A 23,869-nucleotide genomic window follows, 5' to 3' on the forward strand; every position below is an offset into this window, starting at 1 on the left:
ACGATGGCACGTATCACTCTCGATCATATCCGCCACGCTTATAATGCGAAGGCGCAAGCCGCAGGCGAATACGCTCTCAACATGGTCAATTACGAGTGGGAGGACGGCAGCGCCTACGCGCTGCTCGGCCCGTCCGGTTGCGGCAAGACGACCCTGCTCAACATCATTTCCGGCCTTCTGCAACCAACTGAGGGGCGCATCCTTTTCGACGGGCAGGACGTAACCGGCCTTGCCACCGAAGACCGCAACATTGCGCAGGTCTTTCAGTTTCCCGTCGTCTACGACACGATGACCGTGTTCGACAATCTGGCCTTTCCGTTGCGCAACCGACGGATGCCGGAAGCGGAAGTGGAACGTCGCGTCAAGGACATTCTGGAAATGACCGACCTCGGCGGCATTGCCGGGCGACGCGCACGCGGACTGACGGCAGATCAGAAACAGAAGATTTCGCTCGGTCGGGGACTGGTACGCGCGAATGTGAACGCAATCCTGTTCGACGAACCCCTGACGGTTATCGATCCGCACATGAAATGGGTGCTGCGCTCACAGCTGAAACGCTTGCACCGCCAATCGGGTTTCACGATGGTCTATGTCACGCATGACCAGACGGAGGCGCTGACATTCGCCGACAAGGTCGTGGTGATGCATAACGGAGAAATCGTGCAGATCGGCACGCCTGCCGAACTGTTCGAGCGCCCGAGGCATACATTCGTCGGCTATTTCATCGGCTCGCCGGGTATGAACCTCATGCCCGCACGGATCGACGGCCAGACTGCCACAGTCGGCGCGCAGGCCATTCCACTGCCCGGCATACCGCAGATTGGTGATGCAAAAAGCATCGAACTGGGCATCCGTCCGGAATTTGTCAGGCTCGGTCGCGAAGGCCTGCCAATCCGCATCGACAAGATCGAGGATATCGGGCGCTACCGCATCGTGCGGGCAGGCTTCGAGGGGCAGAAACTCGCCGTCGTGATCGGCGAGGACGACGAGATACCAGCCGAACCGCGCGTGACCTTCGATCCGAAGGCAATCGGCATATTCGCGGATTCCTGGCGCGTGGGAATGGAGGGCTGACCATGGAAAAAAGCTGGAACAACAAAGCCTGGTTCCTGGTCCTGCCGGTGCTGGTGCTGGTCGCCTTTTCCGCCGTCATTCCGCTGATGACAGTGGTGAATTATTCGGTGCAGGATACGTTCGGCAACAACCAGTTCTTCTGGGCCGGGACGGACTGGTTCGAGCAAATTCTTCACTCCGGTCGTTTCTGGGATGCGCTCTGGCGCAATCTCATTTTCTCGTTCATCGTGCTGGCGATCCAGATACCGCTCGGCATCCTGATTGCGCTCAACATGCCGAAAAAGGGCTTCTGGGTCCCCGTCTGTCTGGTCACCATGGCATTGCCCCTGCTGATCCCGTGGAACGTGGTCGGCACGATCTGGCAGGTTTTCGGACGCAGCGACATCGGCCTGCTCGGCTATTACGCCAATTGGCTGGGGCTGGACTACAACTACGTCAACGATCCGTTCGACGCCTGGGTGACGATTATCATCATGGACGTATGGCACTGGACCAGCCTCGTGGTGCTGTTGTGCTATGCAAGTCTCGTATCCATTCCGGATGCCTATTATCAGGCAGCCAGAATCGACGGAGCTTCGCGGTTTTCAGTGTTCCGTTACATCCAGCTGCCGAAGATGAAGCGCGTTTTGCTGATCGCCGTCCTGCTCCGTTTCATGGACAGTTTCATGATCTATACCGAGCCCTTCGTGGTGACTGGCGGCGGACCGGGCAATTCGACAACATTTCTGTCGATCGATCTGGTCAAGATGGCGCTGGGTCAGTTCGATCTTGGACCGGCGGCGGCGATGTCGTTGATCTACTTCCTCATCATCCTGCTGCTGTCATGGGTGTTCTACACCGTCATGACCAGCCACGATCAGGAGGTGTGAGATGAACGCCATACAGGGAACTTCCGTGGGCAGTGCACCTGCAATTGCACCGATCTCAAACGCCGTCCGACAAAAATCGAGCAGACGTGATAGGCCGCGGTTCGGCTGGCTGATACCGACAATCTATATCGTTCTGCTTCTGATACCGATCTACTGGCTCATCAATATGAGCTTCAAGACCAATCAGGAAATCCTGACGTCGCTAACGCTCTTTCCGCATGAGCCAACATTGCAGAACTATCGCGCCATCTTCACCGACTCCGCCTGGTATTCGGGTTACATCAACTCGATCATCTATGTGGTCATGAACATGGTAATTTCGGTTTCGGTGGCGCTGCCTGCAGCCTATGCCTTCTCGCGCTACCGGTTTCTGGGCGACAAACACCTGTTCTTCTGGCTCCTGACCAACCGCATGGCGCCTCCGGCGGTGTTCGCCCTGCCGTTCTTCCAGCTCTATTCGGCATTCGGGCTCATCGATACGCATATCGCAGTCGCACTGGCGCATTGTCTGTTCAACGTGCCGCTGGCGGTGTGGATTCTGGAAGGCTTCATGTCGGGCGTACCAAAGGAAATCGACGAGACAGCCTATATCGACGGCTATTCGTTTCCAAAGTTCTTCGTGAAGATCTTCATGCCCCTGATCGCATCCGGCATCGGCGTGGCAGCCTTCTTCTGCTTCATGTTCTCATGGGTGGAATTGCTCATCGCCCGCACGCTCACGACGACAGACGCGAAACCCATTGCAGCCACGATGACACGCACCGTTTCTGCTGCCGGTATGGACTGGGGGCTGCTCGCTGCGGCAGGTGTTCTGACCCTGATACCCGGTGCGTTGGTGATCTGGTTTGTCCGCAATTACATCGCCAAGGGCTTTGCCCTGGGGAGGGTATGACGATGTTTCATATGCCCGACTTCTCATGGATGGCCTGGACCTGGCAGACGGCGGCGTTTTTCTGCGCCATAGCATTTCTGCTGCTGGGCATGGGCGTGTGGGAATATATCTCGCCCGGCGGCTCGCCGCGCAACGGTATCCTGCGCTTCGAGACAACACGCGGCGACCGCCTGTTTATCTCGCTGCTCGGCAGCGCATTCATCAATCTGGCATGGCTCGGGCTGGTTGGTCCGAACCTCTGGTGGGCTCTTGCCATTTCAGTGGTCTACGCCATCGGCGTATTCCGCTTTGTGTGAGAAATCCGGAGCGGAAACCTTCCGCTCCGCGCAAAATGGGCTCGGGGGACAAACCGCGCCCGGAAGTCGATATGCAATGCACTCGCAAGCTTTGGGAGGATCAACATGCGACGGCATCTAATGACGACTACAGCACTTATCGTGCTGGCAATGACAGGGGCAGCTTCAGCGGGAATGGATGAGGCGAAGCAATTTCTCGACAAGGAAATTGGCGACCTTTCATCCCTGTCGCGCGCCGATCAGGAAAAGGAAATGCAGTGGTTCATCGATGCGGCCAAGCCTTTCCAGGGCATGGATATCAAGGTCGTTTCGGAATCGCTGACCACCCATGATTATGAATCGAAGGTGCTGGCGCCCGCATTTACCGCCATCACCGGCATCAAGGTCACGCATGACCTTATTCAGGAAGGCGACGTCGTCGAAAAAATTCAGACCCAGATGCAGACCGGCCAGAATCTTTATGACGGCTGGGTCAACGACTCCGATCTGATCGGCACGCACTGGCGCTATCAGCAGGTCCGCAACCTCACCGACTTCATGGCCAATGAAGGTAAGGATGTCACCAATCCGGGCCTCGATCTGGACGATTTCATCGGCAGCAAGTTCACGACGGCTCCGGACAAGAAGCTCTACCAGCTTCCCGACCAGCAGTTCGCAAACCTCTACTGGTTCCGCTACGACTGGTTCAACGACGAGAAGAACAAGGCCGACTTCAAGGCCAAGTACGGCTACGATCTTGGCGTACCAGTCAACTGGTCTGCCTATGAAGACATCGCCGAGTTCTTCACCGGTCGCGATGTCGACGGCAAAAAGGTCTACGGCCATATGGACTATGGCAAGAAGGACCCGTCTCTCGGCTGGCGCTTTACCGATGCGTGGCTTTCCATGGCTGGCAACGGTGACAAGGGACTGCCAAACGGTCTGCCGGTCGATGAATGGGGTATCAAGGTTGATGATCAGTCGCGTCCGGTCGGCTCATGCGTAGCCCGCGGCGGCGACACCAATGGACCAGCTTCGGTCTACGCCATCCAGAAATATCTCGACTGGATCAAGGCCTATGCTCCGGCAGAAGCTCAAGGCATGACCTTCTCCGAATCCGGCCCGGTTCCGTCGCAGGGCAACATCGCCCAGCAGATTTTCTGGTACACGGCTTTCACCGCCGATATGGCCAAGCCCGGCCTGCCGGTCGTGAACGAGGATGGCACGCCGAAATGGCGTGTTGCCCCCTCCCCGCATGGCGTCTACTGGAAGGACGGCATGAAGCTTGGCTATCAGGACGTGGGTTCCTGGACCCTCATGAAGTCCACCCCGGATGACCGGGCCAAGGCTGCCTGGCTCTATGCGCAGTTCGTGACGTCCAAGACGGTCGATGTGAAAAAGAGCCATGTGGGTCTGACCTTCATCCGCGACTCGTCCATCCATCATCAGAGCTTCACGGATCGGGCACCGAAGCTCGGCGGTCTGGTCGAGTTCTATCGGTCGCCGGCCCGCGTCCAGTGGTCGCCAACCGGCACCAACGTGCCTGACTATCCAAAGCTGGCTCAGCTCTGGTGGCAGGCGATCGGCGATGCATCGTCGGGTGCAAAAACGGCACAGGAAGCGATGGATTCACTTTGCGCCGAACAGGAAAAAGTTCTCTCGCGTCTGGAACGTGCGGGGGTACAGGGCGACATCGGACCGAAGCTCGCCGAGGAACATGACATCGAGTACTGGAACAAGGATGCCGTTTCCAAGGGTAACCTCGCTCCTCAGCTGAAGATCGAGAACGAAAAAGAAAAGCCGGTTACGGTCAATTACGATGAACTGGTCAAGAGCTGGCAGAAGTAAGCCTTGCGCATAAACACTGTCGGGAAATCCGTGGGATGACACGACAGGCTGAACATTGAACCGCATTGCGTACATTCATTGCGCAATGCGGTTTTCATATCAACTTGAGGACAAGAAGAAGGGCGGCAGGTAATGCCGCCCTTTTGTATTTTGGTCACAATCAGCCACGCTGTGAATCGAGCTGTTCGTGGTTCTTTTCGACGTCCTGCGCCTTCAAGTAGCTTTCGATGAGAAGCTGGTAGGGAGGGAAAATCTTGGTGTAGACATTGGCCCATTCCTGCGCATCGTCACGATGCCATGTCTTCTGGAGTTCCGAAGCCACCGCAGCCGTATCCATCGGCACGACACCGGCCTGAACAACACGAGCGAGCGTAATTTCCTGCGCCATCTTGGAATAGGTTCCGGATGCGTCCACCACGGCGAAAACCTTATAACCGTCCTGAACGGCACTGATTGCCGGGAAGGCCATGCAAACGCTGGTGATGGTGCCTGCGATGATCAGGGTCTTGCGGCCCGTGGCCTTCACGGCAGCAACGAAATCCGGATTGTCCCATGCGTTGATCTCGCCACGGCGCGCTACATATTTGGCATGAGGGGCGTTCTCATGAATCTCGGGGATCAGCGGACCATTGGGGCCCTGCGGCACGGATGCCGTGGTGATGACCGGCATCTTGGTCAGCGTGGCCATCTTGGCAAGCGCGGTCGCATGATTGCGCAAAACAGGCATCGGCATGTCTGCGACGGTCTGAAACAGGCCGCTCTGATGATCGATCAGAAGCATGACGGCGTCGTTGGGGTCGATAACCGGACGCTGGCCGTTAAAGTTAGCTGGGCTGCTCATTTTAAGTCTCCTTCTTCAGGCTTGGACGTATTCAGGGCCGAAAGCATTTCCGGTCCGGGGATACCCGTGGTTCTTACTGACGCTACGGGAATGGATCAGGCAGGAATGGCGCCGAATTTCCCTGTTCGGAAATCCGCGAAAGCATCCTGCAATTCTTCATTTGTGTTCATGACGAAAGGGCCACGCATGGCGACAGGCTCTTCAAGCGGTTCGCCGCTCAGCAGAAGGACGGTTGCGTCGCTGTCAGCCGTAACCTCGAAACTGCCACCTTTTCGGTCGAGCAGAACGAATTGCGCATCCCGTGCCGATCTGTTGCCGTTGACGGTGATCGTTCCGCGCAAGATTGCCAGGCCGGTCGTATGTTGATCGGGAAGATCAAACACAACGCTTCCGCCCTGTTTCAGGCGCAGGTCCCATAGATCAATCGGCGTGAAGGTGCGTGCTGGTCCGGCATGTCCGGCATAGTTCCCGGCTATGACACGGACAATTCCAGCTTCATCCGGCAGGGCCACGGTCGGAATATCCCGATCGAGCACCGTCTGGTAAGCGGCGGGCGCGGACTTGTCCTTGGCAGGCAGGTTGACCCAGAGCTGCACCATTTCCAGCGTGCCTCCCTGTTCGGTAAACGCCTTCGAATGGCGCTCCTCGTGCAAAATCCCGGCGGCAGCAGTCATCCATTGTACATCACCGGGACCGATCATGCCTCCGCTTCCAGTGGAATCGCGATGTTCAACTTCGCCCTGATAGACAATGGTCACGGTTTCAAAACCGCGATGGGGATGGCTGCCAACCCCGCGCGGGGTTGCCGTGGGTGCAAACTGTTCCGGCCCGGCATAATCAAGATGCAAGAAGGGGCTGATGTGTTCGCCCATTGTCGCATGGGAAACCATGGAGCGAACCGGAAATCCATCACCCACCCAATGGGGCGATGAGCTGCTGTAAATGCCGATAACCTGTCTCATCTCGATCTTCCCGATTTATTTCGTTGCCTTGCAGACACTGAATTGACTGTCTGAGAGCAAAATAAATCTGGAACAAATTGACCGGTAGATCGAAGTTCAGGCTATACTGTCCTGAAAACAGGACAATGAAAGGCCCGGCCATGGCTGATCTCAACGATATGCGGTTTTATGTGGAAGTCGTGGAGCAAGGCGGCTTTTCCGCTGCCTCCCGAAAACTGGATATGCCGCGCTCCAGGCTGAGCCGCCGGATCGCCCTGCTGGAAGATGATCTCGGTGTCAGGCTTATCCAGCGCACCACCCGACAATTTGCCGTGACGGATATCGGCCAGGAATTTTATCGCCATTGTCTGGCGATGATGGTTGAGGCCGATGCTGCGCTGGACGTGATCGACAGAATGCGCACGGAACCGCAAGGCACGGTGCGGGTGAGTTGCCCGGCATCGGTCATTTATTTCCAGGTCGGTGAAATGATCGCCCGTTTCATGGCGCGATACCCAAAGGTGAAAATACATCTGGAAAGCACAAACCGGCGCGTGGATGTTATCCGCGAAGGCTTCGATCTCGCTATCCGCGTCCGCTTTCCACCGCTCGAGGATAGCGATCTCGTCATCCGCAAGCTGGCGGAAAGCGAGCAACGACTGGTGGCAAGCCCTGTATTCGTCAAGGAGGGATGCAACGCCGTCCCCGCCGACCTCGTCGACATGCCCGGCCTTGCCTGGGGATCATCCCACAACAGTTTTGAATGGAACCTGCTTGGTCCGAACGGCACCACGGCTGAAATTCCCTATCAACCGCTGCTGATCACGGAAGATATGGTTGCGCTGCGGCTGGCCGCTCTTCAAGGCATCGGCGTTTGCCAGTTTCCCACAATGGTTGTCCGGGATGATATAAAGACTGGGCGGTTGGTTGATCTTCTGCCCGACTGGGCACCCCGCAGCGGCATCATCCATGCTGCTTTTCCCTCGCGGCGTGGCCTGCTGCCTTCAGTGCGCGCACTTCTCGATTTTTTGGTCGAAGAGTATGCCGCTCTATCCGCAAGCGAACACAGGTCATGACGACCCAGAGACCTTCTCCAACGTATGGTCTACCGCTGGCTAAAGAATAGTTTCGTCGATAGCCTTGCGTTGAACAGCGCATTCCCGCGCCAGAAAGTCGATCAGGGTACGCACCGAAGGCAGCAAGCCACGCCTGGATGGAAATACTGCATGGACGATGCCCGCAGCCGGGCGCCATTCGGGCAAGACAGGCACCAATGTGCCTGCGGCAAGGTCACGCCAGATCATCATGGTTGGCAGCTGCACGATCCCGGCACCGTCGAGCGCGGCATCGCGCAAGGCAGCCATGTCATCAGTCAGGAAGCGGGGACGGTGCGGAATGACTGCCCGCTCGCCATTGTGCTTTTCAAGCCGCCATTCATAATTATGGGAGGCTGATGTCCATGCAAGGCTTGGTAGCCCCACCAGATCAGCCGGTGTGGTCACAGGTTCATTGAGGAAACCGGGTCGCGCGACCAGATACTGCGAACTGTCGTCCAGTTTGCGCATCAGAAGGTCGGTTTGCTCCAGCGGCGGAAACCGTACGCGGATGGAAACATCGAAACGTTCGCCGATCACGTCAACACGGCGATTGGTGCTTTCCAGATGCAGGTCCACCTTCGGATAGGCTGTGAGAAACTTGGCAAATAACGCCCCGAACTGGAATGAAATCAGCGCTGTCGGGCAGCTTAACCGAACCACGCCTTGCGGCTCGTCGCGATGTTGCGCGATGAAAGCAGTGGCAGCTTCCGCTTCAACCAGAACTGCCAGACAGCGGCGATAATATTCACGCCCGATATCGGTGACGGAAAAATGGCGCGACGAGCGCTGGATCAGGCGGACGCCCAACCGTTCCTCCAGAATCGCGATACGGCGGCTCAGTTTCGATTTTTGCAGGCCGATGGCGCGGCCTGCCTGTGCGAAGCCGCCATGATCAACCACCTGCACAAAGTAATAAAGGTCGTTCAGGTCTTCCATCGTTCCATTAATAGAACGCAGCGTCGATTTTGACAATCTTTTGCGCTTTTCGTTGCTGAGATAGCTTTCATTCATTCCACCAACGCCAAACGTTACACGAATATACGGGTGGCGATCTATCCTCTGACTTCCTGAAAGGAAACGTCGATGACCAAGCCATATGTACGCCTCAACAAGGATGATGTTGCTGTTCTTCTCGTCGATCACCAGACTGGCCTGCTGTCGCTGGTACGAGATTTCGACCCGGACAAGTTTAAGAACAATGTGCTGGCGCTCGCCGATCTCGCCAAGTATTTCAAGCTGCCGACTGTTCTGACCACCAGTTTTGAAAACGGCCCGAACGGCCCATTGGTGCCGGAGCTGAAAGAAACATTCCCCGATGCGCCCTATATCGCTCGCCCCGGCCAGATCAACGCCTGGGACAATGAGGAATTCGTCAAGGCGGTGAAGGCTACCGGCAAGAAGCAGCTGCTCATCGCTGGTGTCGTGACCGAAGTCTGCGTGGCTTTCCCGGCATTGTCCGCTATCGAAGCCGGTTTCGACGTCTTTGTCGTCACTGATGCGTCGGGCACCTTCAATGAAGTGACCCGCCATTCGGCATGGGACCGCATGAGTGCAGCCGGTGTGCAGCTGATGACCTGGTTCGGCGTTGCCTGTGAACTGCATCGCGACTGGCGCAACGATATTGAAGGTCTGGGTACGCTGTTTGCAAACCACATTCCAGATTATCGCAACCTGATCACCAGCTACAACACAATGACGTCCGGCAAATAAGCCGTCGCGACAATTCCGGTAAGCGAGCTTTGCTTGTCGGTTGGAGCATTGCAAGAGAACGCCGGGTTATAGCCCGGCGTTTTTTGTCATTTCTGATGAGTCAGGCCTGGGAGACTGTTATCGCTTCGCGCAGAACGGAGCGCAGCCAGGCGACAGCCGGATGCGCCCCGAAAGTATTGTGCGACAGCATGTTGATCTGAGTGGCTGGCAACGGATAGGGTGCCTCATGCAGAACAAGACCGTAAGTATCTTTGTAGGTTTCCGCGACACTGCGCGGTAACAGGGCGATCATATTGGTCGCCGCGACAAGCGGCGGTACGGCAAGAATGAGGGAAACCGTTGCGCCAATACGGCGTGACAGACCGACCTCCCGTAGCAGCCCCTCAAGAAATGGCGGATTGCTGGTTACAAACGCGCGCTCGAGACCTTCCTGTTCTTGCATGCCGGCAGCTTCCATTGCCGCGCGGCCTGACAACAAGACATCAATGTGTGGATAATGCCCGAGTGTTTCAATTGTCAGCGGGCCGGAAGAAGCCGGATGGTCTTTGCGCATGATCCAGACATTATCGACAGATACCAGCGTCTCCCGCCTGAATCGGCTGGGAATGCGTCCGAAAGCACCGACAACGAGATGCAGGGTTCCGCGATCCAGTTCTTCGACCAGATTGAGATCATTGAACAATCGAAGCCAAAGCCGGATACCCGGCGCTTCCTTTTCGAGTCGCTCCATGACGGCAGGAAAGAGCGTGCCGATATAGAAATCGGAAGTGGCGACCACAAAGCTCATATCCGCCGTGGCGGGATCGAACTGAACTGGTGAAAGTGCCGCTGATATGTCGGCAAGAGCCGAACGCAGCGGCTGCGACAGCTCTTCGGCGCGTGGCGTCGGATGCATGCCCTGCGGGCCGCGCACGAACAGTTCGTCTGACAGAATATATCGCAATTTTCCGAGTGCGTGACTGACTGCCGACTGGGTGAGATTGAGCCTCTCCCCGGCCTTGGTCACGTTCCGCTCTTCCATCAACGCGTTGAAGACACGGATCAGATTGAGGTCGATATTATGAATGCTGCTCATAATTCAAATTATAACAAATCATTTCAATCATGAAAGGAGGCATACCATATTCGCTCCATCAAACGGCTTTGATTTTCACAAGCCAAAACAAAGTCCCAAGGAGACAGAAAATGAAAAAGATCGTTTTTGCTATTACCGCAATTTTTCTCAGCACCGGTGCCGCTCTGGCTGAAAACCCGTTCGTCGGCCAGCCGGAAGCCATGGCCGCACAGGACAAGGCATTTGTTCTGCCCGGACGGGATGTGAACTCTTCGTTCCTCAAGCTCGACTTCACCAGCACGGCGGCGATCGTTCCTGCAAAAGAGGTCACAGAGAACGGCTCGGCACATCGCTTCGGCGATGCTTCACCTTCCAGCTTTCAGAACTAACGATACTCATCCCATGTCGAAACTGAAGGCGAAGCCGCGGCTTCGCCTTTTGGTTCTCACAGTCGGATATCAATTCAGACAATCAACTCAGGAACTGCGTGTTATGAACAAGCCAGTTGTTCTCTTTCAGCAGCCAGCTCCGGTCAAGGACAAGCCGGAGCCCCTCAAAGCAGCAGGAAAGCCCCGCCGCCGGGCCTATCTCAGTCTTGCCCGCGCATCTGTGATTGTCGCTGGGATCGGTCTTGCCATCGTCATTCCGCTTGGCTGGGGAAGCTGGGTGGCAGGCATGACCAACCAGACGACCGACAATGCCTATCTGCGTGCCGACACAACACCGGTCAGTGCTGAGGTTGGCGGGCGTATCGTGCATTTACTGGTGGAGGATTACCAGCACGTCAAAACTGGACAACTGCTGATGCAGATCGACCCGACCCAGTATCAGGCACAGGTGGATCAGGCCGGAGCTAGCGTAGCCGCCGCACAGGCCGCAATCCGTAATGCGCAGAGCAACATCACCTTGCAGCAGCGTGTGATCGAACAAGCAGAAGCCGGACTGGCGGCGCTCAACGCCGACCGCGAGCGCGTCGTCAGTGAAGGTCACCGACAGACATCTCTGACGAAAGACGGCTGGTCGACAGCGCAAAAGCTGGAAGCCGCGATTGCCGACGTCAAACGCATCGAAGCGCAGATTGCTGAAAAACAGGCCGAAATAGCAGCCGAGCGTCAGAAGCTGGACGTTCTTGCCACCCAATCCGACCAAGCCCAGGCTGAACTGTCCAATCAGCAGGCTGCATTGCGGCTCGCGCAGATCGACCTGGATCGTACCCATATCACAGCACCGATGGATGGTGTTGTGGGTGTCAGCGGCGCGCGCGAAGGACAATATGTACGGGCCGGGTCGCAACTCGTTTCAGTCGTGCCTGTCTCGAAGCTCTATATCGTCGCCAATTTCAAGGAAACGCAGCTGGCCAAGTTCAGGCCGGGTCAGGTTGTCAGCGTGACGGTCGATACATTCCCGGGCAAGGAACTGCGCGGTTATGTGGAGCGGTTGTCACCGGCAACCGGATCGGAATTCAGCCTGCTGCCACCGGACAACGCGACCGGCAATTTCACCAAAGTGGCCCAGCGCGTTGGCGTGCGCATCGCGCTTGAACAGAATGGTGAACTCGACGAACTGCTTCGCCCGGGCATGTCGGTCGTGGCAACCGTGCATACAGACCAGAGCATTGAGACGACAGCCAGTCTCATCAAATAGCTAATTGGGCCGCTTGCCGCGAAACTTCGTTTGAGACGGCAGGCGGCAGGAGCCGAAAAGCCATGTCCACCGCTACGACCGTTCGGGGTTCTGCCCAATCGCGCCCCACAAGCCTACCCAACATGCGGGCTTTGATCGGCGTCGCCGCCGTCCTGCTTGGCACGACGACATCCCTGTTGAACTCGCGCCTCACCGATATCGGGCTTGCCGATATTCGTGGCGCACTTGGTGTTGGCATGGATGAGGCGAGCTGGCTGACGACGGCTTATGTCGTTGCCGAAGTGGCCGCCATACCATCCGCCGTCTGGCTGCGCTCGATCCTCTCGCCCGCTCGCGGGGTCATGATCGGAGCACTCATCTTCACGATTGCATCGATGCTGGCGCCGTTCAGCCCCAATCTCCAGACGCTTATCAGCATTCAGGCGATACGCGGCCTGAGTGCAGGTATCCTGATGCCGATGGCTTATGCCGTGATCATGCGGCATTTGCCACAGCATCTGCGGCTTTACGGCTTGTCGCTCTATGCGCTGGCTTCGTCACTTACACCAAACCTTGCTGTCAGCATCGAGGGATGGGTGATCACTCACTTGTCTTGGCAATATCTGTTCTGGATCAACATTATACCCGGCAGTCTTACACTGCTGGCGGGAGCCTACGGGCTTGCCAACGATCCTATCAAATTCCTGCGCTTCCGCAGACATGACGGTTTCGGTCTGCTGGCACTGTCTTTCGGGCTGGCTGCATTGGTTACGGCACTCGATCAGGGCAACCGCCTCGACTGGCTCGGATCGGGATTGATCGTGGGTCTGCTGGCGTCGGCCTTGTTCTTTCTGAGCATTTATCTCATCCATGCATTGTGGCATCCAGATCCGGTGGTCAGTCCGCGTCTGCTTGCCAGACGGAATATTGGCTTCAGTCTGTTCCTGATGTTCGCCATGCGCATCGGGTTGATGACCTCTGCTTATCTGCTGCCGCAATACCTGATCCGTATTCAGGGCTATCGCGCGCTGGAAAGCGGCACGATGTTCTGGGTCTCTGTTCTGCCGCAGATCGTTCTGACGCCATTCGTCGCCTGGCTGACCTACAGGATGGATCCGCGCAGTCTGGCAGCATTCGGGCTGATGCTGTTCGGCGCAGGTGTTCTTATGCTGTCCGGTCTCACGCATCTGTGGACCTCGGATCAGATATTGCCTTCGTTGTTCGTGCAGTCCATCGCCGCACCATTCACCGCCATACCTCTGATGGTTCTGATAACGGAAGACATCAGCGTCAGGGAAATACCGTGGATTGCGTCCCTTGTTCATATCGTTCGCACGGTTGGCACAGCCATCGGTCTTGCTGCGGTCAGCACATTTACACGCGTGCAGGAGCAGTTGCACTCCAATCTGCTTGGCCTGCATCTGGAACGGGGCGCTGCGGATGTGCAGGGCCACATCGACCGAACCGCAGCCATGCTGGAAGCTCACAACAGCGATCCGACGAGAGTGACTGCCCAAGCCACGGCCATGCTCGCCAGAACCGTTCAACGGGAGGCTTTCGTGCTGGCCTACAGCGACATGTTCGTCATGATCGGTCTTGCCATTGCTCTTGCAGCGCTCGCAACACTCTTCATGCGCCAGCCAAAGCTGCCAGGAAAATTCCTGTGATACCGGCTGTATCTGCTGCAGTTCCCGCTTCAACGCAAGCAACCGTCCTATTTATAGGACATTGAGTACCGAAATCCGAACTACACAGCGTTGCGCCCGACAGCTACTTACAAAGGCATCGAAGCGATCACTGTATTCACGCTTCACGGCTAAATCTCGACAAGGAAATGGACATGAGAAAGTTCGTACTGCCCCTCTTAGCCTCGTTGCTGTCAGTCTCGGCTGCCCAGGCTGCGGATTACAAACTGGACCCAACACATACAAAAGCTGTTTTCTATATTGATCACTTCAATACATCGACAAACAGCGGCGGTTTCTATGAAATCAACGGCGATATCTCGTTCGATCCTGAAACCATGGATGGGAAGATGGATATTTCAATTCCCGTCAAGACGCTGAATACAGGCATGGCCGCATTTGATAAGCACGTGACAGGTGCTGACATGCTGGACGCGGAAAAGTTCCCGACCATTGAGTTCAAGTCGACCAAGTGGAATTTTGACGAAGACAAGCTGGTATCAGTGGATGGCGATCTGACCATGAAGGGAAAGACACTGCCAATCCAGCTCACGGCCACCAAGTTCGGTTGTTACCAGAGCCCGATCTTCAAGGCAGAAGTCTGTGGTGGCGATTTTGAAGCAACTATCGATCGCACCCAGTGGGGCGTGGACTTCCTTGTAAAAGAAGGCATGGCCAAGATGGTCAAGCTTGAAATTCAGGCTGAGGCTATCAAGCAGTAAATCAACTGCCCTGACCACGCATATAGTTCTTCGTCCCCATATGGCAGCCAGCGAGCCAAACGGCTCGCGTGGCCATGGGGACAATTTAGTGTCGATCAACCCGCCGCTTTAAACGTCGCGTCGGCGTTTCAGCTGAGGAACAATTTGACGAGCAGCGGCACAACGAGTGACGTTGCAATAGCGTTCAGCGCCATGGCAATCCCGGCGAAGAGCCCAGCCGTCTCATCGACATCGAAAGCACGTGCAGTTCCGATACCGTGCGACGTCAGCCCAACAGCAAATCCACGTGCGGCGTAGTCCCTTATCCGCATGGCATTCATGAAAGGGGTGACGACAAGTGCGCCGATGATACCGGTAAGTACGACCAATACCGCGGTTAGCGACGGTGTGCCGCCAAGTGTGGAAGAGATCGCCATGGCAACCCCGGCAGTTGCGGATTTTGGCAGAAAAGAAATCAGCACTTCATTGGAGAGATTGGCCCATTTGCCCATCACCACAATGGAAAGAACCGCAAAGAAGGAGCCGACGACCAGCGCTGCTCCCATTGGGATCAGCGCTTGCCGCACCTGATGCCATTGGCGGAATAGAGGCACGGCGATGGCTACTGTGGCTGGACCGAGCAGGAAGTGGATAAACTGGGCTCCTTCAAAGAATCGTCCATAGGGAACATCAAAAATCACAAGCAGACTGGAAAGCAGCACGATGGAAATCAGTACAGGATTGGCCAATGGATGGCGCTTCAGTCGAACGGAAATATGCGTCGCCACGATCCATGCGCATAATGTGAGAGTGAGCCACAGCAAAGGTGATGCTGAAAGGTAAACCCATAGTTCCAGTGGATGTTTCATGACGCTACCTCCGCCCCATGAAGCGTTGCACAAGAATGAAGGTCCAGACCGTCACCGCCAATGTGAGAATTGCCGAGATCACCACAATAGCCAGAATTGCCGTGGCTTGCCCCTGAATCTGGCTCCACATAGCCACCACTCCGACCCCCGCCGGGACAAAAAGCAGGCCGAGATTACCGAGAAAACCATCGGCCGCCGTTTCTGCTTCGGCAAAGATACCCCAGTCGAATATCTTGCACAGTTGCATGGCAACGAACAGAAGCACGAGCCCCACAACGGGGCCCGGTATAGGAAGCCCGCTCGTGAAGATAAAGCTTTCGCCAAGCAGCTGAAACAACAATAGCAGCGCTATACCCTTGATCATGAAGGCTTCATCTCCGGTTCAAATCTCAAGAGCCAAGGTAACCGACCGGCCATCCTACCGTCTATACGGTCGGCAGTGATAGTGTTTCTGATTTGCAAGAACATATGCTCGCCGAGCCGGCCCCGGAGCTTTGCTCCCGGCACAGGCACGTCCAAGGTCGGCGGCGTGCAGCACCACAGTCCAACCGGAAATTCAATATACGGGGTGCCGCCCGAGGCGTTTCTACCGAAGGATCATTGCGCGCGGCGCACGGTTTCCGATGGGAGATAGCCGAAGCGCTGTCGGTAATCCGCTGAAAACAAGCCCATATGATTGAAAGCCCAGGCCATGGCGATACGCGTGATATCCCCCGGCCCGGCGTGGCCGCGGACAAGCTCTGCATGCACCTTGTCCAGCCGCATGTTCTTGAACACGCCGAGCGGCGTGTTGCCCCGGACACTGCGAAATGTGCGGTGCAAGGTACGTGCACTGGTGCCCGTTGCATCGACAAGCTCCTGCAAGGTCAGCTGCTTGTCGAGATTGTCGAGCATGAATTTTTCAGCACGCTGGACATAGCTTGGAACCGCACTCGTCAGCGGCCTTGCGCGCGGCTGCGTGTCGAGCGCCGCCGCAAGCGATGCCATCAGGCTGTCTTCGAGCCGCTCCGACAGACCGCCATGGAAGAATGCTTCCTTATCCTTCTCGATCTCGTTTATGACGAAATGCGCCAGCTGATAGAAGGCATGACCCACTAGAGTATCGAAGGATACGACGCGCTTGTTATGGGTAAACTGTTCGATGAATTCCTTGCCCCCCAGAATATCGATCTGGGTATCGTTCAGGCTGAAGATCAGCATGCGCGTGGAAGGGTGAAATTCGAGATCAATCGCCGAATGCGCGTCGACCAGCTGGGCATTCATGCCGGACTGATACAACAACTCGTCACCGCGCCGGTCGCGCGAGACGAAGATGCCCTGCAACGGAACCTGCAACAAAGTCATGTCGTTATGCGCTTCAACTTCGATGCGGGCATGGCCGCCAATGCGGATCGCAGTCAGGCCGAAGGGACGCATGCGCCCATGTGAAACTTCCGTCCGGTAGGTCCGGCTGGATTTCTTCGAGATGCGGCAAGGCCTGAGGAGACCCGACATGGTGTCCTGGAACGAATCGATGGACGGCGAAAGCCTGTGCATATAGCTCGTAGTCGGCATCACGATATTCCCCGTATCTCATTTAGAGAGCATTTTATTTTAAGATTAAAGTATCACGCTGGAGCGAGAGCGCAAGCGCCACGAAAATTTTGCACGAAAGCGCGTTTCTGGCGGTTTCCTGTTAGGAATGGCGTTTTGGTGATAGACAGCATTGTTCCCGCTTTTATCGTTGGTCCCAGGCGCCAAAGAGCAGCCACGAAAAAGGGAACCGCGAATGAAAGCGATTATCGTCGGAGGGGGCATCGGTGGCCTCACGATGGCATTGATGCTGCACGCACGAGGCATTGACTGCCAGATTTTCGAAGCAGCACCGGAAGTCCGTGAACTGGGCGTTGGTATCAATGTCCTTCCGCACGCCATCCGCGAACTGGCTGAAATCGGCCTTCTGCCCGCGCTGGACGCCACCGGCATCCGCACCCGAGAGCTGATTTACGCTACACGGCAGGGCCAGGAAATATGGCGCGAGCCCCGCGGCGTCGATGCAGGCTATGATGTGCCCCAGTTCTCAATCCATCGCGGCTATTTGCAGAAACTGCTTTATAATGCCGTCATCGAACGGCTTGGACCGGATGCCGTCATCGCGAACCAGCGCTGCGTGGGCTACACCCAGAACGAGGGTTCTGCCACGGTTCATTTTGCCGAAGGTTCAAAAATTACCTCGGCAACTGCCGACATCATTATCGGCGCGGACGGTATTCATTCCGTCATTCGACATCAGATGTTCCCGAACGAAGCCGGTCTCAAATGGAACGGCGTCATGATGTGGCGCGGCGCTGTTGAAAGCGATCCGTTCCTTGACGGTCGCACCATGATCGTGGCTGGCGGCTTTACGTATAAGCTGGTGCTTTACCCGATAGCCAAGGGCACCACGCCCGGCAAGATTCTCAACAACTGGGTCGTCACCTATCGTCCCGGCGCCGACGGATCGCCTGCGCCGAAGCGCGAGGACTGGAGCCGTCGCGGCACGCATGAAGAGCTGATGCCCCATGTCGAAAAATTCGGCATCAATGTCGTGGACCTTGCCGCTTTGGTGCGCGCAACCGATACATTCTTCGAATATCCGATGTGCGACCGCGACCCCGCCCGCTGGTGGACGGATGGCCGCGTGGCGCTGATCGGCGATGCCGCCCATCCGATGTATCCGGTGGGGTCGAACGGCGCGAGCCAGGCGATCATCGACGCACGCACGCTTGCCGACCACCTTGCCGCTGCGGAGCACGGTCGCGCGGCGCTGGCGGCCTATCAGGCAATCCGGCTGCCCGCGACGGCGGAAATCGTCCGGCTCAACCGGCTGGGCGGCCCGGAAGGCGTCATCGATGAGGTTGAACGCCGCGCTCCATCCGGTGTTGCCGATCTGGACGGCGTCATCAGCTTTGCCGAGCGCGAGGCAATCGTTCGCGGCTATGCCGCAAAGGCTGGCTTTTCAACACAGCAAGTCAATCGGGGAGTGTCTCGGGCCTCTGCCTGAAACCTGCGTCTGAATATTTTTTAACGCGCATCTTTTCCGAAAACCGTTTCACACTTTTCGGGGTGCGCTCTAATGAAAGGGAATTAGAGTGACTGTTCTTCAAGCTGGCGTGACCAAATCCGGTTCCTCCGTGGACGGTGTTGTCTGGCATATTCTCGGTCAGACCTATGTGCCCAAGCATGTCTGCGAAAGCTCCATGTCCTGGCACGCAACCTTCCCTCCCGGCACTTTCGTTCCGCCACATATCCACACCACGCAGGAAGAATTCATCTACGTGCTGGAAGGACGCTTCGACCTGCTTCTCGACGGCAAGGAAGCCGTTGCCGAAGCTGGCGATCTCGTCTGCCTGCCACGCAACGTGTCGCACGGTATTTTCAACAAGACCGAGCAGCCAGTGAAGTGCGTTTTCTGGGTTTCGCCGACTGCAAAACTTTGGGATCTGTTCGTTCGCATCGACAATGTCGGTGATCCTGCTGAAATAGTTCGCATTGCACCGGCACACGAGGTTGAATTTTTGCCCGCTCCAGCAGAATAATGCATCCGCCCGGCAGAAGTATGGGAGTACATCTGCCGGGTATCAGAGCATTTCCAGCAAAAGTGTGAAGCGGTTTTGCACCGGATAATGCGAAAGAAAAATAAGACAAAGCAGAACGCTGCAATCGAGGTGGAACAATGAAAATTTCGACGAAAGCGGCCTTCGCGCTGCTCGCCGCAACCATGTTGAACGGAACCGCGCAGGCCGAAGAAGGCAAGATCAAGATCGGTTTGATCTATACGCTGAGCGGGCCAGCGGCCTTGCTGGGCGAACAATCCCGCGACGGTTTTCTGCTTGCCATGGACAAGCTGGGCAACAAGCTCGGCGGCCTCGATGCTGAAATCATCATTCAGGACGATGAGCAGAAGCCGGATATCGGCGTCAACAAGGTCCAGCAGATGATCCAGCGCGACAAAGTGGATTTTGTCGTAGGCCCCATCTTCTCCAATGTCCTGAACGCTATCGTCAAACCAGCGACCGATTCCGGCACGTTTCTGATCTCGACCAATGCAGGCACGTCCAATCTGGCCGGCAAGGATTGCAACCCCAATCTGTTCGTCACCTCCTATCAGAACGACCAGATGCATGAAGTTTCCGGCAAATATGCCGAAAAGCAGAACTACCAGCGCGTCGTGCTGATCGCCCCGAATTATCAGGCTGGCAAGGACGCTCTGGCCGGTTTCAAGCATTCCTACAAGAACGAAGTCGCGCAGGAAATCTATGTGCCGCTTGGCCAGCTCGACTATTCGGCAGAACTCGCCCAGATCGCAGCCGAACAGCCTGACGCGGTCTATGCTTTCCTGCCCGGCGGCATGGGCGTAAATTTCGTCAAACAGTATCGTCAGGCCGGTCTTGAAGGCACCCCGTTCCTTTCGGCATTCACCGTGGATGAGACCACCCTGCCCGCGCAGCAGGATGCGGCAGTTGGCTTCTTCGCCGGTTCGAACTGGGCGCCGGATCTTGATTCCGCACCAGCCAAGGAATTTGCCGCCGCCTATGAAGCCAAATTCAAGCGCATTCCGGCGACTTTTGCGGTGCAGGCTTATGACGCCGCCATGCTGATCGATGCGGCCGTCAAGCAGGTCAACGGCAATATTGCCGACAAGGATGCCTTGCGGGCCGCCATGAAAGACGCGAAATTCACCTCGCCGCGCGGTGAATTCAGCTTTGGCGACAACCACTTTCCGATCCAGAATTTCTACCTGACCAAAGTCGTCAAGCGTGACGACGGCCAGTTCGCCACGTCCTACGTTGAAACGGTCTTCAACGATTACAAGGATAATTACGCAGCTGAATGCAAGATGTAACCCGGTGGAAGGCGGGTGCTCCGATGAGCCCAGTCCTCTCAATTTCCAAGTCTGAAACAGTTCACGCCAGTTTGTCTGGCGTGAAACGGACTTCAGTACAACGAGTTCCGGACGTCCCCCATGCTCAATCTTTTTCTGCTGCAGTCCCTTAACGGGATTCAGTTTGGCATTTTGCTCTTTCTCGTCGCAGCCGGTTTGACACTGATCTTCGGCGTCATGGACCTCATCAACCTGGCGCATGGCGTTCTTTATATGGTCGGCGCCTATCTGACTGCGACTTTCACTGCCATGACAGGCAGCTTCTTTTACGGCATCCTGATCGCCCTGCCCGTCACCCTTGTCATCGGCATTGTGTTGGAAGTGCTGGTCTTTCGACGATTATACGAACGCAGCCATCTCGATCAGGTTCTGGCTACATTCGGGTTGATCCTGATAGTGAACGAACTCGTGAAGATCATCTGGGGCGCGGCTCCGCTCAGCGTGCCGATGCCGGATTCCCTATCCGGTTCCATCCAGCTCTTTGGCAACCTGCGCTATCCCGTCTATCGCCTGCTGATCATCGCCGCTGGCCTCGCCACGGCGGCAGGTCTTTATGTCCTCGTCAATCACACGCGCATCGGCATGTTGCTGCGTGCCGGAGCGACCAATGGCGACATGGTTTCGGCTCTCGGCATCAATATACGCCGCCTGTTCATGGTGGTCTTCGGACTTGGCGCGATGCTTGCAGGCTTTGCCGGTGGCATGATCTCCCCCATTCTCTCCGTTGATCCAGGCATGGGCGATTCCATCCTGATCCTCACATTCGTCGTCATCGTGATCGGCGGCGTCGGTTCCGTGCGCGGTGCTTTCGTTGCGGCCATCACCGTTGGCCTCGTCGATACGCTTGGCCGCACCTTCGGGCCGATGCTGCTCCGCAACCTGCTCGATCCGGCCGCTGCCTCCCAGATGGGCCGCACGCTGGTGCCGATGCTCACCTATATTCTTATGGCAGCCGTGCTCTATTTCCGTCCGACAGGTCTCTTCCCGGCGCAGGGAGGAACCCGATGAGCGAGATTACCCATAACAGCACCCGCGATACCGCCATGCCGGAAACGGCAAAGAGCCGAACCTCGCCTTTGCTGGATGCGGGCCCGTGGCTGGTCTTCGCCGCCTTTGCAATCGTTCCGCTTCTCGCATCCGTATTGAACGACAGCTTTCTTCTCGTGATCGTGACACGCATCATGATCTTCGCGCTAGCCGCGCTTTCGCTCAATTTCATCATGGGTTACGGCGCGCTCGTGTCCTTTGGTCATGCCGCCTATATCGGGATCGGCGCTTATGCAGTCGGCATCCTGTCCAGCTATGGCATCGACGATCTGATCCTCCAGCTGGTTGCGGCCATCGTTGTTGCGGCGTTCTTCGCCCTCGTCACCGGCTATATCTCGCTGAGAACCAGCGGCGTCTATTTCATCATGATCACGCTGGCCTTCGGGCAGATGGCCTTCTTCTTCATGGTTTCCCTGTCAGCCTTTGGCGGCGACGATGGAATGACGCTGTCCACCCGCTCGACGCTGTTCGGCAATATGCTGCTTTCCAGCAATCTGGTGTTGTTCTACTTCGTGCTGGCGGTTCTGATGGGCGCATTTTTCATCTTCCGCATGCTGGTGCATTCACGGTTCGGTCGTGTGCTGCGCGGAACGCGGGACAATCCGGTACGCATGCGCGCCATCGGTTTCTCGCCCTTCTCGTTTCAGCTCACCGCCTATGTCATCGCCGGTGTGGCAGCGGCCATTGCCGGTGTTCTGCTCGCCAACCAGATCCAGTTCGTTTCGCCTGCCTTCATGAGCTGGCAGCGTTCTGGCGAACTGATCGTCATGGTCGTGCTGGGTGGAATGGGCACGCTGATCGGCCCGGTCCTCGGCGCAACCGCCTTCATCGTGCTGGAAGAGGTGCTGGCGCATTTCTCAGAGCACTGGAAACTCGGCCTTGGTCTTTTCCTTGTTCTCGTCGTGCTTTTCAGTCGCGACGGTATCGGCGGGCTGCTCCGCAAGCTGCGTGGAGGTTCCGATGTCGGATGAACTGCTTCAGGTGCGAGACCTGCACAAAAGCTTTGGCGCGCTCAAGGTCACAGACGGTGTGAACCTCACCGTCAAACGCGGTGAAATTCATGCGCTGATCGGCCCAAATGGCGCCGGAAAGACGACATTGATCCACCAGCTTTCGGGCAATCTCAAAAGCGACCGCGGTTCGGTCATCTTCGATGGCCGTGACATTTCCGGTCTGCCTATGCCCAATCGTGTCCATCTCGGCCTTGCACGTTCGTTTCAGATCACCTCTGTTCTTGAAGGTTTCAGCGTGCTTGAAAATGTTGCGCTTGCCGTTCAGGCACGATCCGGTTCGAGCTTCCGCTTTTTTCAGGCGGCAAACAAGGAGGTCCAGATCAACGAACAAGCCATGACAGCGCTTGCCCGCGTGCGGCTCGACGACCGCGCCCATCGCCGGGCCGGAGCGCTGTCGCACGGCGAAAAGCGCCAGCTTGAGATTGCCATCGCGCTCGCCACCGAAGCGCAGATGCTGTTGCTTGATGAGCCACTGGCTGGCACCAGCCATGAAGAATCCGTAGTGCTGGTCGAGCTGATGCGCGCATTACGTCAGACGCATACGCTGGTTCTGATCGAGCATGACATGGATGCCGTTTTCTCGCTGGCGGATCAGGTGAGCGTCCTCGTCTACGGATGCGTCATCGCGTCCGGAACACCCGCTGCCGTACGCTCTGATCCGGACGTGCGCGCCGCCTATCTCGGCGAAGAGGAGGCCGCGTGATGCTGAAGGTCGAAGGACTCCAGAACGCCTATGGCCAGTCTCGCATTCTCTTCGGCATCGACTTTGAAGTCAGTGCAGGAGAAGTCGTCACGATCCTCGGCAGAAACGGCATGGGGAAAACGACGACCATCAAGTCGATCTTCGGCTTGCTGCCGCCCAAGGGCGGCAAGGTGTTCGTCAATGGCCATGACGTTACCGGCAAACCGCCCTACGCAATTGCCCGCGAGGGGCTTGGTCTCGTCCCGGAAGGACGGCAGATATTCCCGACGCTCAGTGTCGAAGAGAACCTGCTGGCCACCCGGCGTTCGGAAGCGCGTTCATCCAAATGGACGCTGGAAAGCATCTATCGGATGTTCCCACGCCTGAAGGAGCGGCGGCGCAACATGGGCAACCAGCTTTCCGGCGGTGAGCAGCAGATGCTGGCGGTTGGTCGCGCCCTGATGACCAATCCGAAAATGGTCGTGCTGGATGAGGCGACGGAAGGCCTGTCGCCGCTCATGCGCGAAGAGATCTGGTCCTGCCTGCGCAACATCAAGGATGAAGGCGAGGCAATCCTTGTCATCGACAAGAATGTCGATGCGCTGGCGCGCTTCGCAGACCGTCATGTGGTCATCGAAAAGGGCCGTGTGGTGTGGAGCGGCGACAACGCCGCCCTTTTGACCACCCCGGACATCAAAGAACGTTACTTGCACGTTTGACCCAGCAGTCGAACGCAAACTGGCAT

At 56.7% G+C, this 23,869-nt stretch carries 25 protein-coding genes; 18 read left to right on the top strand and 7 right to left on the bottom strand.

From position 1 onward, the window contains the following. The first annotated feature begins 3 nt into the window (after positions 1 to 3). The 5 genes from OANT_RS20520 (at position 4) to OANT_RS20540 (ending at position 4,958) form a co-directional block, all read left to right on the top strand. Positions 4 to 1,074, top strand: a complete 1,071-nt coding sequence (locus OANT_RS20520) for an ABC transporter ATP-binding protein (RefSeq protein ID WP_012093315.1) — start codon at positions 4 to 6, stop codon at positions 1,072 to 1,074. A 2-nt stretch (positions 1,075 to 1,076) separates the two neighbouring features. Beyond that, positions 1,077 to 1,943 (top strand): carbohydrate ABC transporter permease, encoded by an 867-nt coding sequence (locus OANT_RS20525; RefSeq protein ID WP_010659165.1) that lies wholly within the window; start codon positions 1,077 to 1,079, stop codon positions 1,941 to 1,943. 1 nt (position 1,944) lies between these two features. Next, the gene (locus OANT_RS20530) at positions 1,945 to 2,835 is read left to right on the top strand and encodes a carbohydrate ABC transporter permease (RefSeq protein WP_012093316.1); all 891 of its coding nucleotides are present in this window, start codon (positions 1,945 to 1,947) and stop codon (positions 2,833 to 2,835) included. A gap of 2 nt (positions 2,836 to 2,837) precedes the next feature. Beyond that, positions 2,838 to 3,131 (top strand): DUF2160 domain-containing protein, encoded by a 294-nt coding sequence (locus tag OANT_RS20535; RefSeq protein ID WP_012093317.1) that lies wholly within the window; start codon positions 2,838 to 2,840, stop codon positions 3,129 to 3,131. 105 nt (positions 3,132 to 3,236) lie between these two features. Then, on the top strand, positions 3,237 to 4,958 hold the full coding sequence (locus tag OANT_RS20540; RefSeq protein WP_010659168.1) for an ABC transporter substrate-binding protein: 1,722 nt from the start codon (positions 3,237 to 3,239) through the stop codon (positions 4,956 to 4,958). 160 nt (positions 4,959 to 5,118) lie between these two features. Here the strand turns inward: OANT_RS20540 and OANT_RS20545 are convergent, their stop codons facing one another. Continuing rightward, entirely contained in the window at positions 5,119 to 5,799 is a 681-nt protein-coding gene (locus OANT_RS20545) for a hydrolase (RefSeq protein WP_012093318.1), read from the bottom strand. Between the two features lie 95 nt (positions 5,800 to 5,894). Then, positions 5,895 to 6,761 carry a pirin family protein gene (locus OANT_RS20550; protein WP_012093319.1) on the bottom strand — a complete coding sequence of 289 codons (867 nt, stop codon included), beginning with the start codon at positions 6,759 to 6,761 and terminating at the stop codon, positions 5,895 to 5,897. 140 nt (positions 6,762 to 6,901) lie between these two features. On the opposite strand from OANT_RS20550, the gene OANT_RS20555 reads away from it, so the two are divergent. Then, a complete protein-coding gene (locus tag OANT_RS20555) occupies positions 6,902 to 7,816 on the top strand; it encodes a LysR family transcriptional regulator (protein ID WP_192799363.1) in 915 nt (304 codons plus the stop codon). A 39-nt stretch (positions 7,817 to 7,855) separates the two neighbouring features. Here OANT_RS20555 and OANT_RS20560 read toward each other — a convergent pair whose 3' ends face one another. Further along, the gene (locus OANT_RS20560) at positions 7,856 to 8,773 is read right to left on the bottom strand and encodes a LysR substrate-binding domain-containing protein (protein ID WP_012093321.1); all 918 of its coding nucleotides are present in this window, start codon (positions 8,771 to 8,773) and stop codon (positions 7,856 to 7,858) included. 147 nt (positions 8,774 to 8,920) lie between these two features. Between OANT_RS20560 and ycaC the strand changes: the two genes are divergently transcribed. Further along, complete coding sequence (ycaC, locus tag OANT_RS20565; RefSeq protein ID WP_012093322.1) at positions 8,921 to 9,547, top strand: isochorismate family cysteine hydrolase YcaC; 627 nt, start codon at positions 8,921 to 8,923, stop codon at positions 9,545 to 9,547. A gap of 100 nt (positions 9,548 to 9,647) precedes the next feature. On the opposite strand, the gene OANT_RS20570 is transcribed toward ycaC, so the two are convergent. Continuing rightward, positions 9,648 to 10,622 carry a LysR family transcriptional regulator gene (locus OANT_RS20570; RefSeq protein WP_012093323.1) on the bottom strand — a complete coding sequence of 325 codons (975 nt, stop codon included), beginning with the start codon at positions 10,620 to 10,622 and terminating at the stop codon, positions 9,648 to 9,650. Between the two features lie 110 nt (positions 10,623 to 10,732). Here OANT_RS20570 and OANT_RS20575 point away from each other — a divergent pair, with 110 nt between their 5' ends. From OANT_RS20575 to OANT_RS20590, 4 genes are all read left to right on the top strand, one after another. Beyond that, entirely contained in the window at positions 10,733 to 10,990 is a 258-nt protein-coding gene (locus OANT_RS20575; protein WP_012093324.1) for a hypothetical protein, read from the top strand. Positions 10,991 to 11,093: 103 nt separating this feature from the next. Beyond that, a complete protein-coding gene (locus OANT_RS20580) occupies positions 11,094 to 12,245 on the top strand; it encodes an HlyD family secretion protein (RefSeq protein WP_012093326.1) in 1,152 nt (383 codons plus the stop codon). A 62-nt stretch (positions 12,246 to 12,307) separates the two neighbouring features. Continuing rightward, positions 12,308 to 13,891, top strand: a complete 1,584-nt coding sequence (locus tag OANT_RS20585; RefSeq protein ID WP_012093327.1) for a DHA2 family efflux MFS transporter permease subunit — start codon at positions 12,308 to 12,310, stop codon at positions 13,889 to 13,891. A gap of 173 nt (positions 13,892 to 14,064) precedes the next feature. Beyond that, on the top strand, positions 14,065 to 14,631 hold the full coding sequence (locus OANT_RS20590) for a YceI family protein (RefSeq protein WP_012093329.1): 567 nt from the start codon (positions 14,065 to 14,067) through the stop codon (positions 14,629 to 14,631). A gap of 128 nt (positions 14,632 to 14,759) precedes the next feature. On the opposite strand, the gene OANT_RS20595 is transcribed toward OANT_RS20590, so the two are convergent. The 3 genes from OANT_RS20595 to OANT_RS20605 all read right to left on the bottom strand — a co-directional run bounded on the left by OANT_RS20595 (position 14,760) and on the right by OANT_RS20605 (position 17,033). After that, positions 14,760 to 15,479 carry an LrgB family protein gene (locus OANT_RS20595; RefSeq protein WP_012093330.1) on the bottom strand — a complete coding sequence of 240 codons (720 nt, stop codon included), beginning with the start codon at positions 15,477 to 15,479 and terminating at the stop codon, positions 14,760 to 14,762. Positions 15,480 to 15,483: 4 nt separating this feature from the next. Next, entirely contained in the window at positions 15,484 to 15,843 is a 360-nt protein-coding gene (locus tag OANT_RS20600; RefSeq protein WP_012093331.1) for a CidA/LrgA family protein, read from the bottom strand. Between the two features lie 233 nt (positions 15,844 to 16,076). Next, entirely contained in the window at positions 16,077 to 17,033 is a 957-nt protein-coding gene (locus OANT_RS20605) for an AraC family transcriptional regulator (RefSeq protein WP_010659176.1), read from the bottom strand. 214 nt (positions 17,034 to 17,247) lie between these two features. Between OANT_RS20605 and OANT_RS20610 the strand changes: the two genes are divergently transcribed. From OANT_RS20610 to OANT_RS20640, 7 genes are all read left to right on the top strand, one after another. Beyond that, on the top strand, positions 17,248 to 18,501 hold the full coding sequence (locus OANT_RS20610; protein ID WP_012093333.1) for a flavin-dependent oxidoreductase: 1,254 nt from the start codon (positions 17,248 to 17,250) through the stop codon (positions 18,499 to 18,501). Positions 18,502 to 18,589: 88 nt separating this feature from the next. Beyond that, the gene (locus OANT_RS20615; protein WP_010659178.1) at positions 18,590 to 19,036 is read left to right on the top strand and encodes a cupin domain-containing protein; all 447 of its coding nucleotides are present in this window, start codon (positions 18,590 to 18,592) and stop codon (positions 19,034 to 19,036) included. 137 nt (positions 19,037 to 19,173) lie between these two features. Continuing rightward, the gene (locus tag OANT_RS20620; protein ID WP_010659179.1) at positions 19,174 to 20,343 is read left to right on the top strand and encodes an ABC transporter substrate-binding protein; all 1,170 of its coding nucleotides are present in this window, start codon (positions 19,174 to 19,176) and stop codon (positions 20,341 to 20,343) included. 120 nt (positions 20,344 to 20,463) lie between these two features. Continuing rightward, on the top strand, positions 20,464 to 21,390 hold the full coding sequence (locus OANT_RS20625) for a branched-chain amino acid ABC transporter permease (RefSeq protein WP_010659180.1): 927 nt from the start codon (positions 20,464 to 20,466) through the stop codon (positions 21,388 to 21,390). After that, positions 21,387 to 22,400 (top strand): branched-chain amino acid ABC transporter permease, encoded by a 1,014-nt coding sequence (locus OANT_RS20630; protein WP_012093334.1) that lies wholly within the window; start codon positions 21,387 to 21,389, stop codon positions 22,398 to 22,400. Before OANT_RS20625 ends, OANT_RS20630 begins: the two co-directional genes overlap by 4 nt. After that, the gene (locus tag OANT_RS20635; protein WP_012093335.1) at positions 22,390 to 23,145 is read left to right on the top strand and encodes an ABC transporter ATP-binding protein; all 756 of its coding nucleotides are present in this window, start codon (positions 22,390 to 22,392) and stop codon (positions 23,143 to 23,145) included. The genes OANT_RS20630 and OANT_RS20635 overlap by 11 nt, the downstream gene beginning before the upstream one ends. Continuing rightward, positions 23,145 to 23,843 carry an ABC transporter ATP-binding protein gene (locus OANT_RS20640; protein WP_012093337.1) on the top strand — a complete coding sequence of 233 codons (699 nt, stop codon included), beginning with the start codon at positions 23,145 to 23,147 and terminating at the stop codon, positions 23,841 to 23,843. Before OANT_RS20635 ends, OANT_RS20640 begins: the two co-directional genes overlap by 1 nt. Positions 23,844 to 23,869 lie beyond the last annotated feature (26 nt).

This window comes from Brucella anthropi ATCC 49188 (genome assembly GCF_000017405.1).
Taxonomy (GTDB): Bacteria; Pseudomonadota; Alphaproteobacteria; order Rhizobiales; family Rhizobiaceae; genus Brucella; species Brucella anthropi.

Coding starts and splice junctions, on each gene's coding strand:
- OANT_RS20520 (WP_012093315.1), top strand. CDS start 4: ATGGCACGTATCACTCTCGATCATATCCGCCACGCTTATAATGCGAAG.
- OANT_RS20525 (WP_010659165.1), top strand. CDS start 1,077: ATGGAAAAAAGCTGGAACAACAAAGCCTGGTTCCTGGTCCTGCCGGTG.
- OANT_RS20530 (WP_012093316.1), top strand. CDS start 1,945: ATGAACGCCATACAGGGAACTTCCGTGGGCAGTGCACCTGCAATTGCA.
- OANT_RS20535 (WP_012093317.1), top strand. CDS start 2,838: ATGTTTCATATGCCCGACTTCTCATGGATGGCCTGGACCTGGCAGACG.
- OANT_RS20540 (WP_010659168.1), top strand. CDS start 3,237: ATGCGACGGCATCTAATGACGACTACAGCACTTATCGTGCTGGCAATG.
- OANT_RS20545 (WP_012093318.1), bottom strand. CDS start 5,799: ATGAGCAGCCCAGCTAACTTTAACGGCCAGCGTCCGGTTATCGACCCC.
- OANT_RS20550 (WP_012093319.1), bottom strand. CDS start 6,761: ATGAGACAGGTTATCGGCATTTACAGCAGCTCATCGCCCCATTGGGTG.
- OANT_RS20555 (WP_192799363.1), top strand. CDS start 6,902: ATGGCTGATCTCAACGATATGCGGTTTTATGTGGAAGTCGTGGAGCAA.
- OANT_RS20560 (WP_012093321.1), bottom strand. CDS start 8,773: ATGGAAGACCTGAACGACCTTTATTACTTTGTGCAGGTGGTTGATCAT.
- ycaC (WP_012093322.1), top strand. CDS start 8,921: ATGACCAAGCCATATGTACGCCTCAACAAGGATGATGTTGCTGTTCTT.
- OANT_RS20570 (WP_012093323.1), bottom strand. CDS start 10,622: ATGAGCAGCATTCATAATATCGACCTCAATCTGATCCGTGTCTTCAAC.
- OANT_RS20575 (WP_012093324.1), top strand. CDS start 10,733: ATGAAAAAGATCGTTTTTGCTATTACCGCAATTTTTCTCAGCACCGGT.
- OANT_RS20580 (WP_012093326.1), top strand. CDS start 11,094: ATGAACAAGCCAGTTGTTCTCTTTCAGCAGCCAGCTCCGGTCAAGGAC.
- OANT_RS20585 (WP_012093327.1), top strand. CDS start 12,308: ATGTCCACCGCTACGACCGTTCGGGGTTCTGCCCAATCGCGCCCCACA.
- OANT_RS20590 (WP_012093329.1), top strand. CDS start 14,065: ATGAGAAAGTTCGTACTGCCCCTCTTAGCCTCGTTGCTGTCAGTCTCG.
- OANT_RS20595 (WP_012093330.1), bottom strand. CDS start 15,479: ATGAAACATCCACTGGAACTATGGGTTTACCTTTCAGCATCACCTTTG.
- OANT_RS20600 (WP_012093331.1), bottom strand. CDS start 15,843: ATGATCAAGGGTATAGCGCTGCTATTGTTGTTTCAGCTGCTTGGCGAA.
- OANT_RS20605 (WP_010659176.1), bottom strand. CDS start 17,033: ATGCCGACTACGAGCTATATGCACAGGCTTTCGCCGTCCATCGATTCG.
- OANT_RS20610 (WP_012093333.1), top strand. CDS start 17,248: ATGAAAGCGATTATCGTCGGAGGGGGCATCGGTGGCCTCACGATGGCA.
- OANT_RS20620 (WP_010659179.1), top strand. CDS start 19,174: ATGAAAATTTCGACGAAAGCGGCCTTCGCGCTGCTCGCCGCAACCATG.
- OANT_RS20625 (WP_010659180.1), top strand. CDS start 20,464: ATGCTCAATCTTTTTCTGCTGCAGTCCCTTAACGGGATTCAGTTTGGC.
- OANT_RS20630 (WP_012093334.1), top strand. CDS start 21,387: ATGAGCGAGATTACCCATAACAGCACCCGCGATACCGCCATGCCGGAA.
- OANT_RS20635 (WP_012093335.1), top strand. CDS start 22,390: ATGTCGGATGAACTGCTTCAGGTGCGAGACCTGCACAAAAGCTTTGGC.
- OANT_RS20640 (WP_012093337.1), top strand. CDS start 23,145: ATGCTGAAGGTCGAAGGACTCCAGAACGCCTATGGCCAGTCTCGCATT.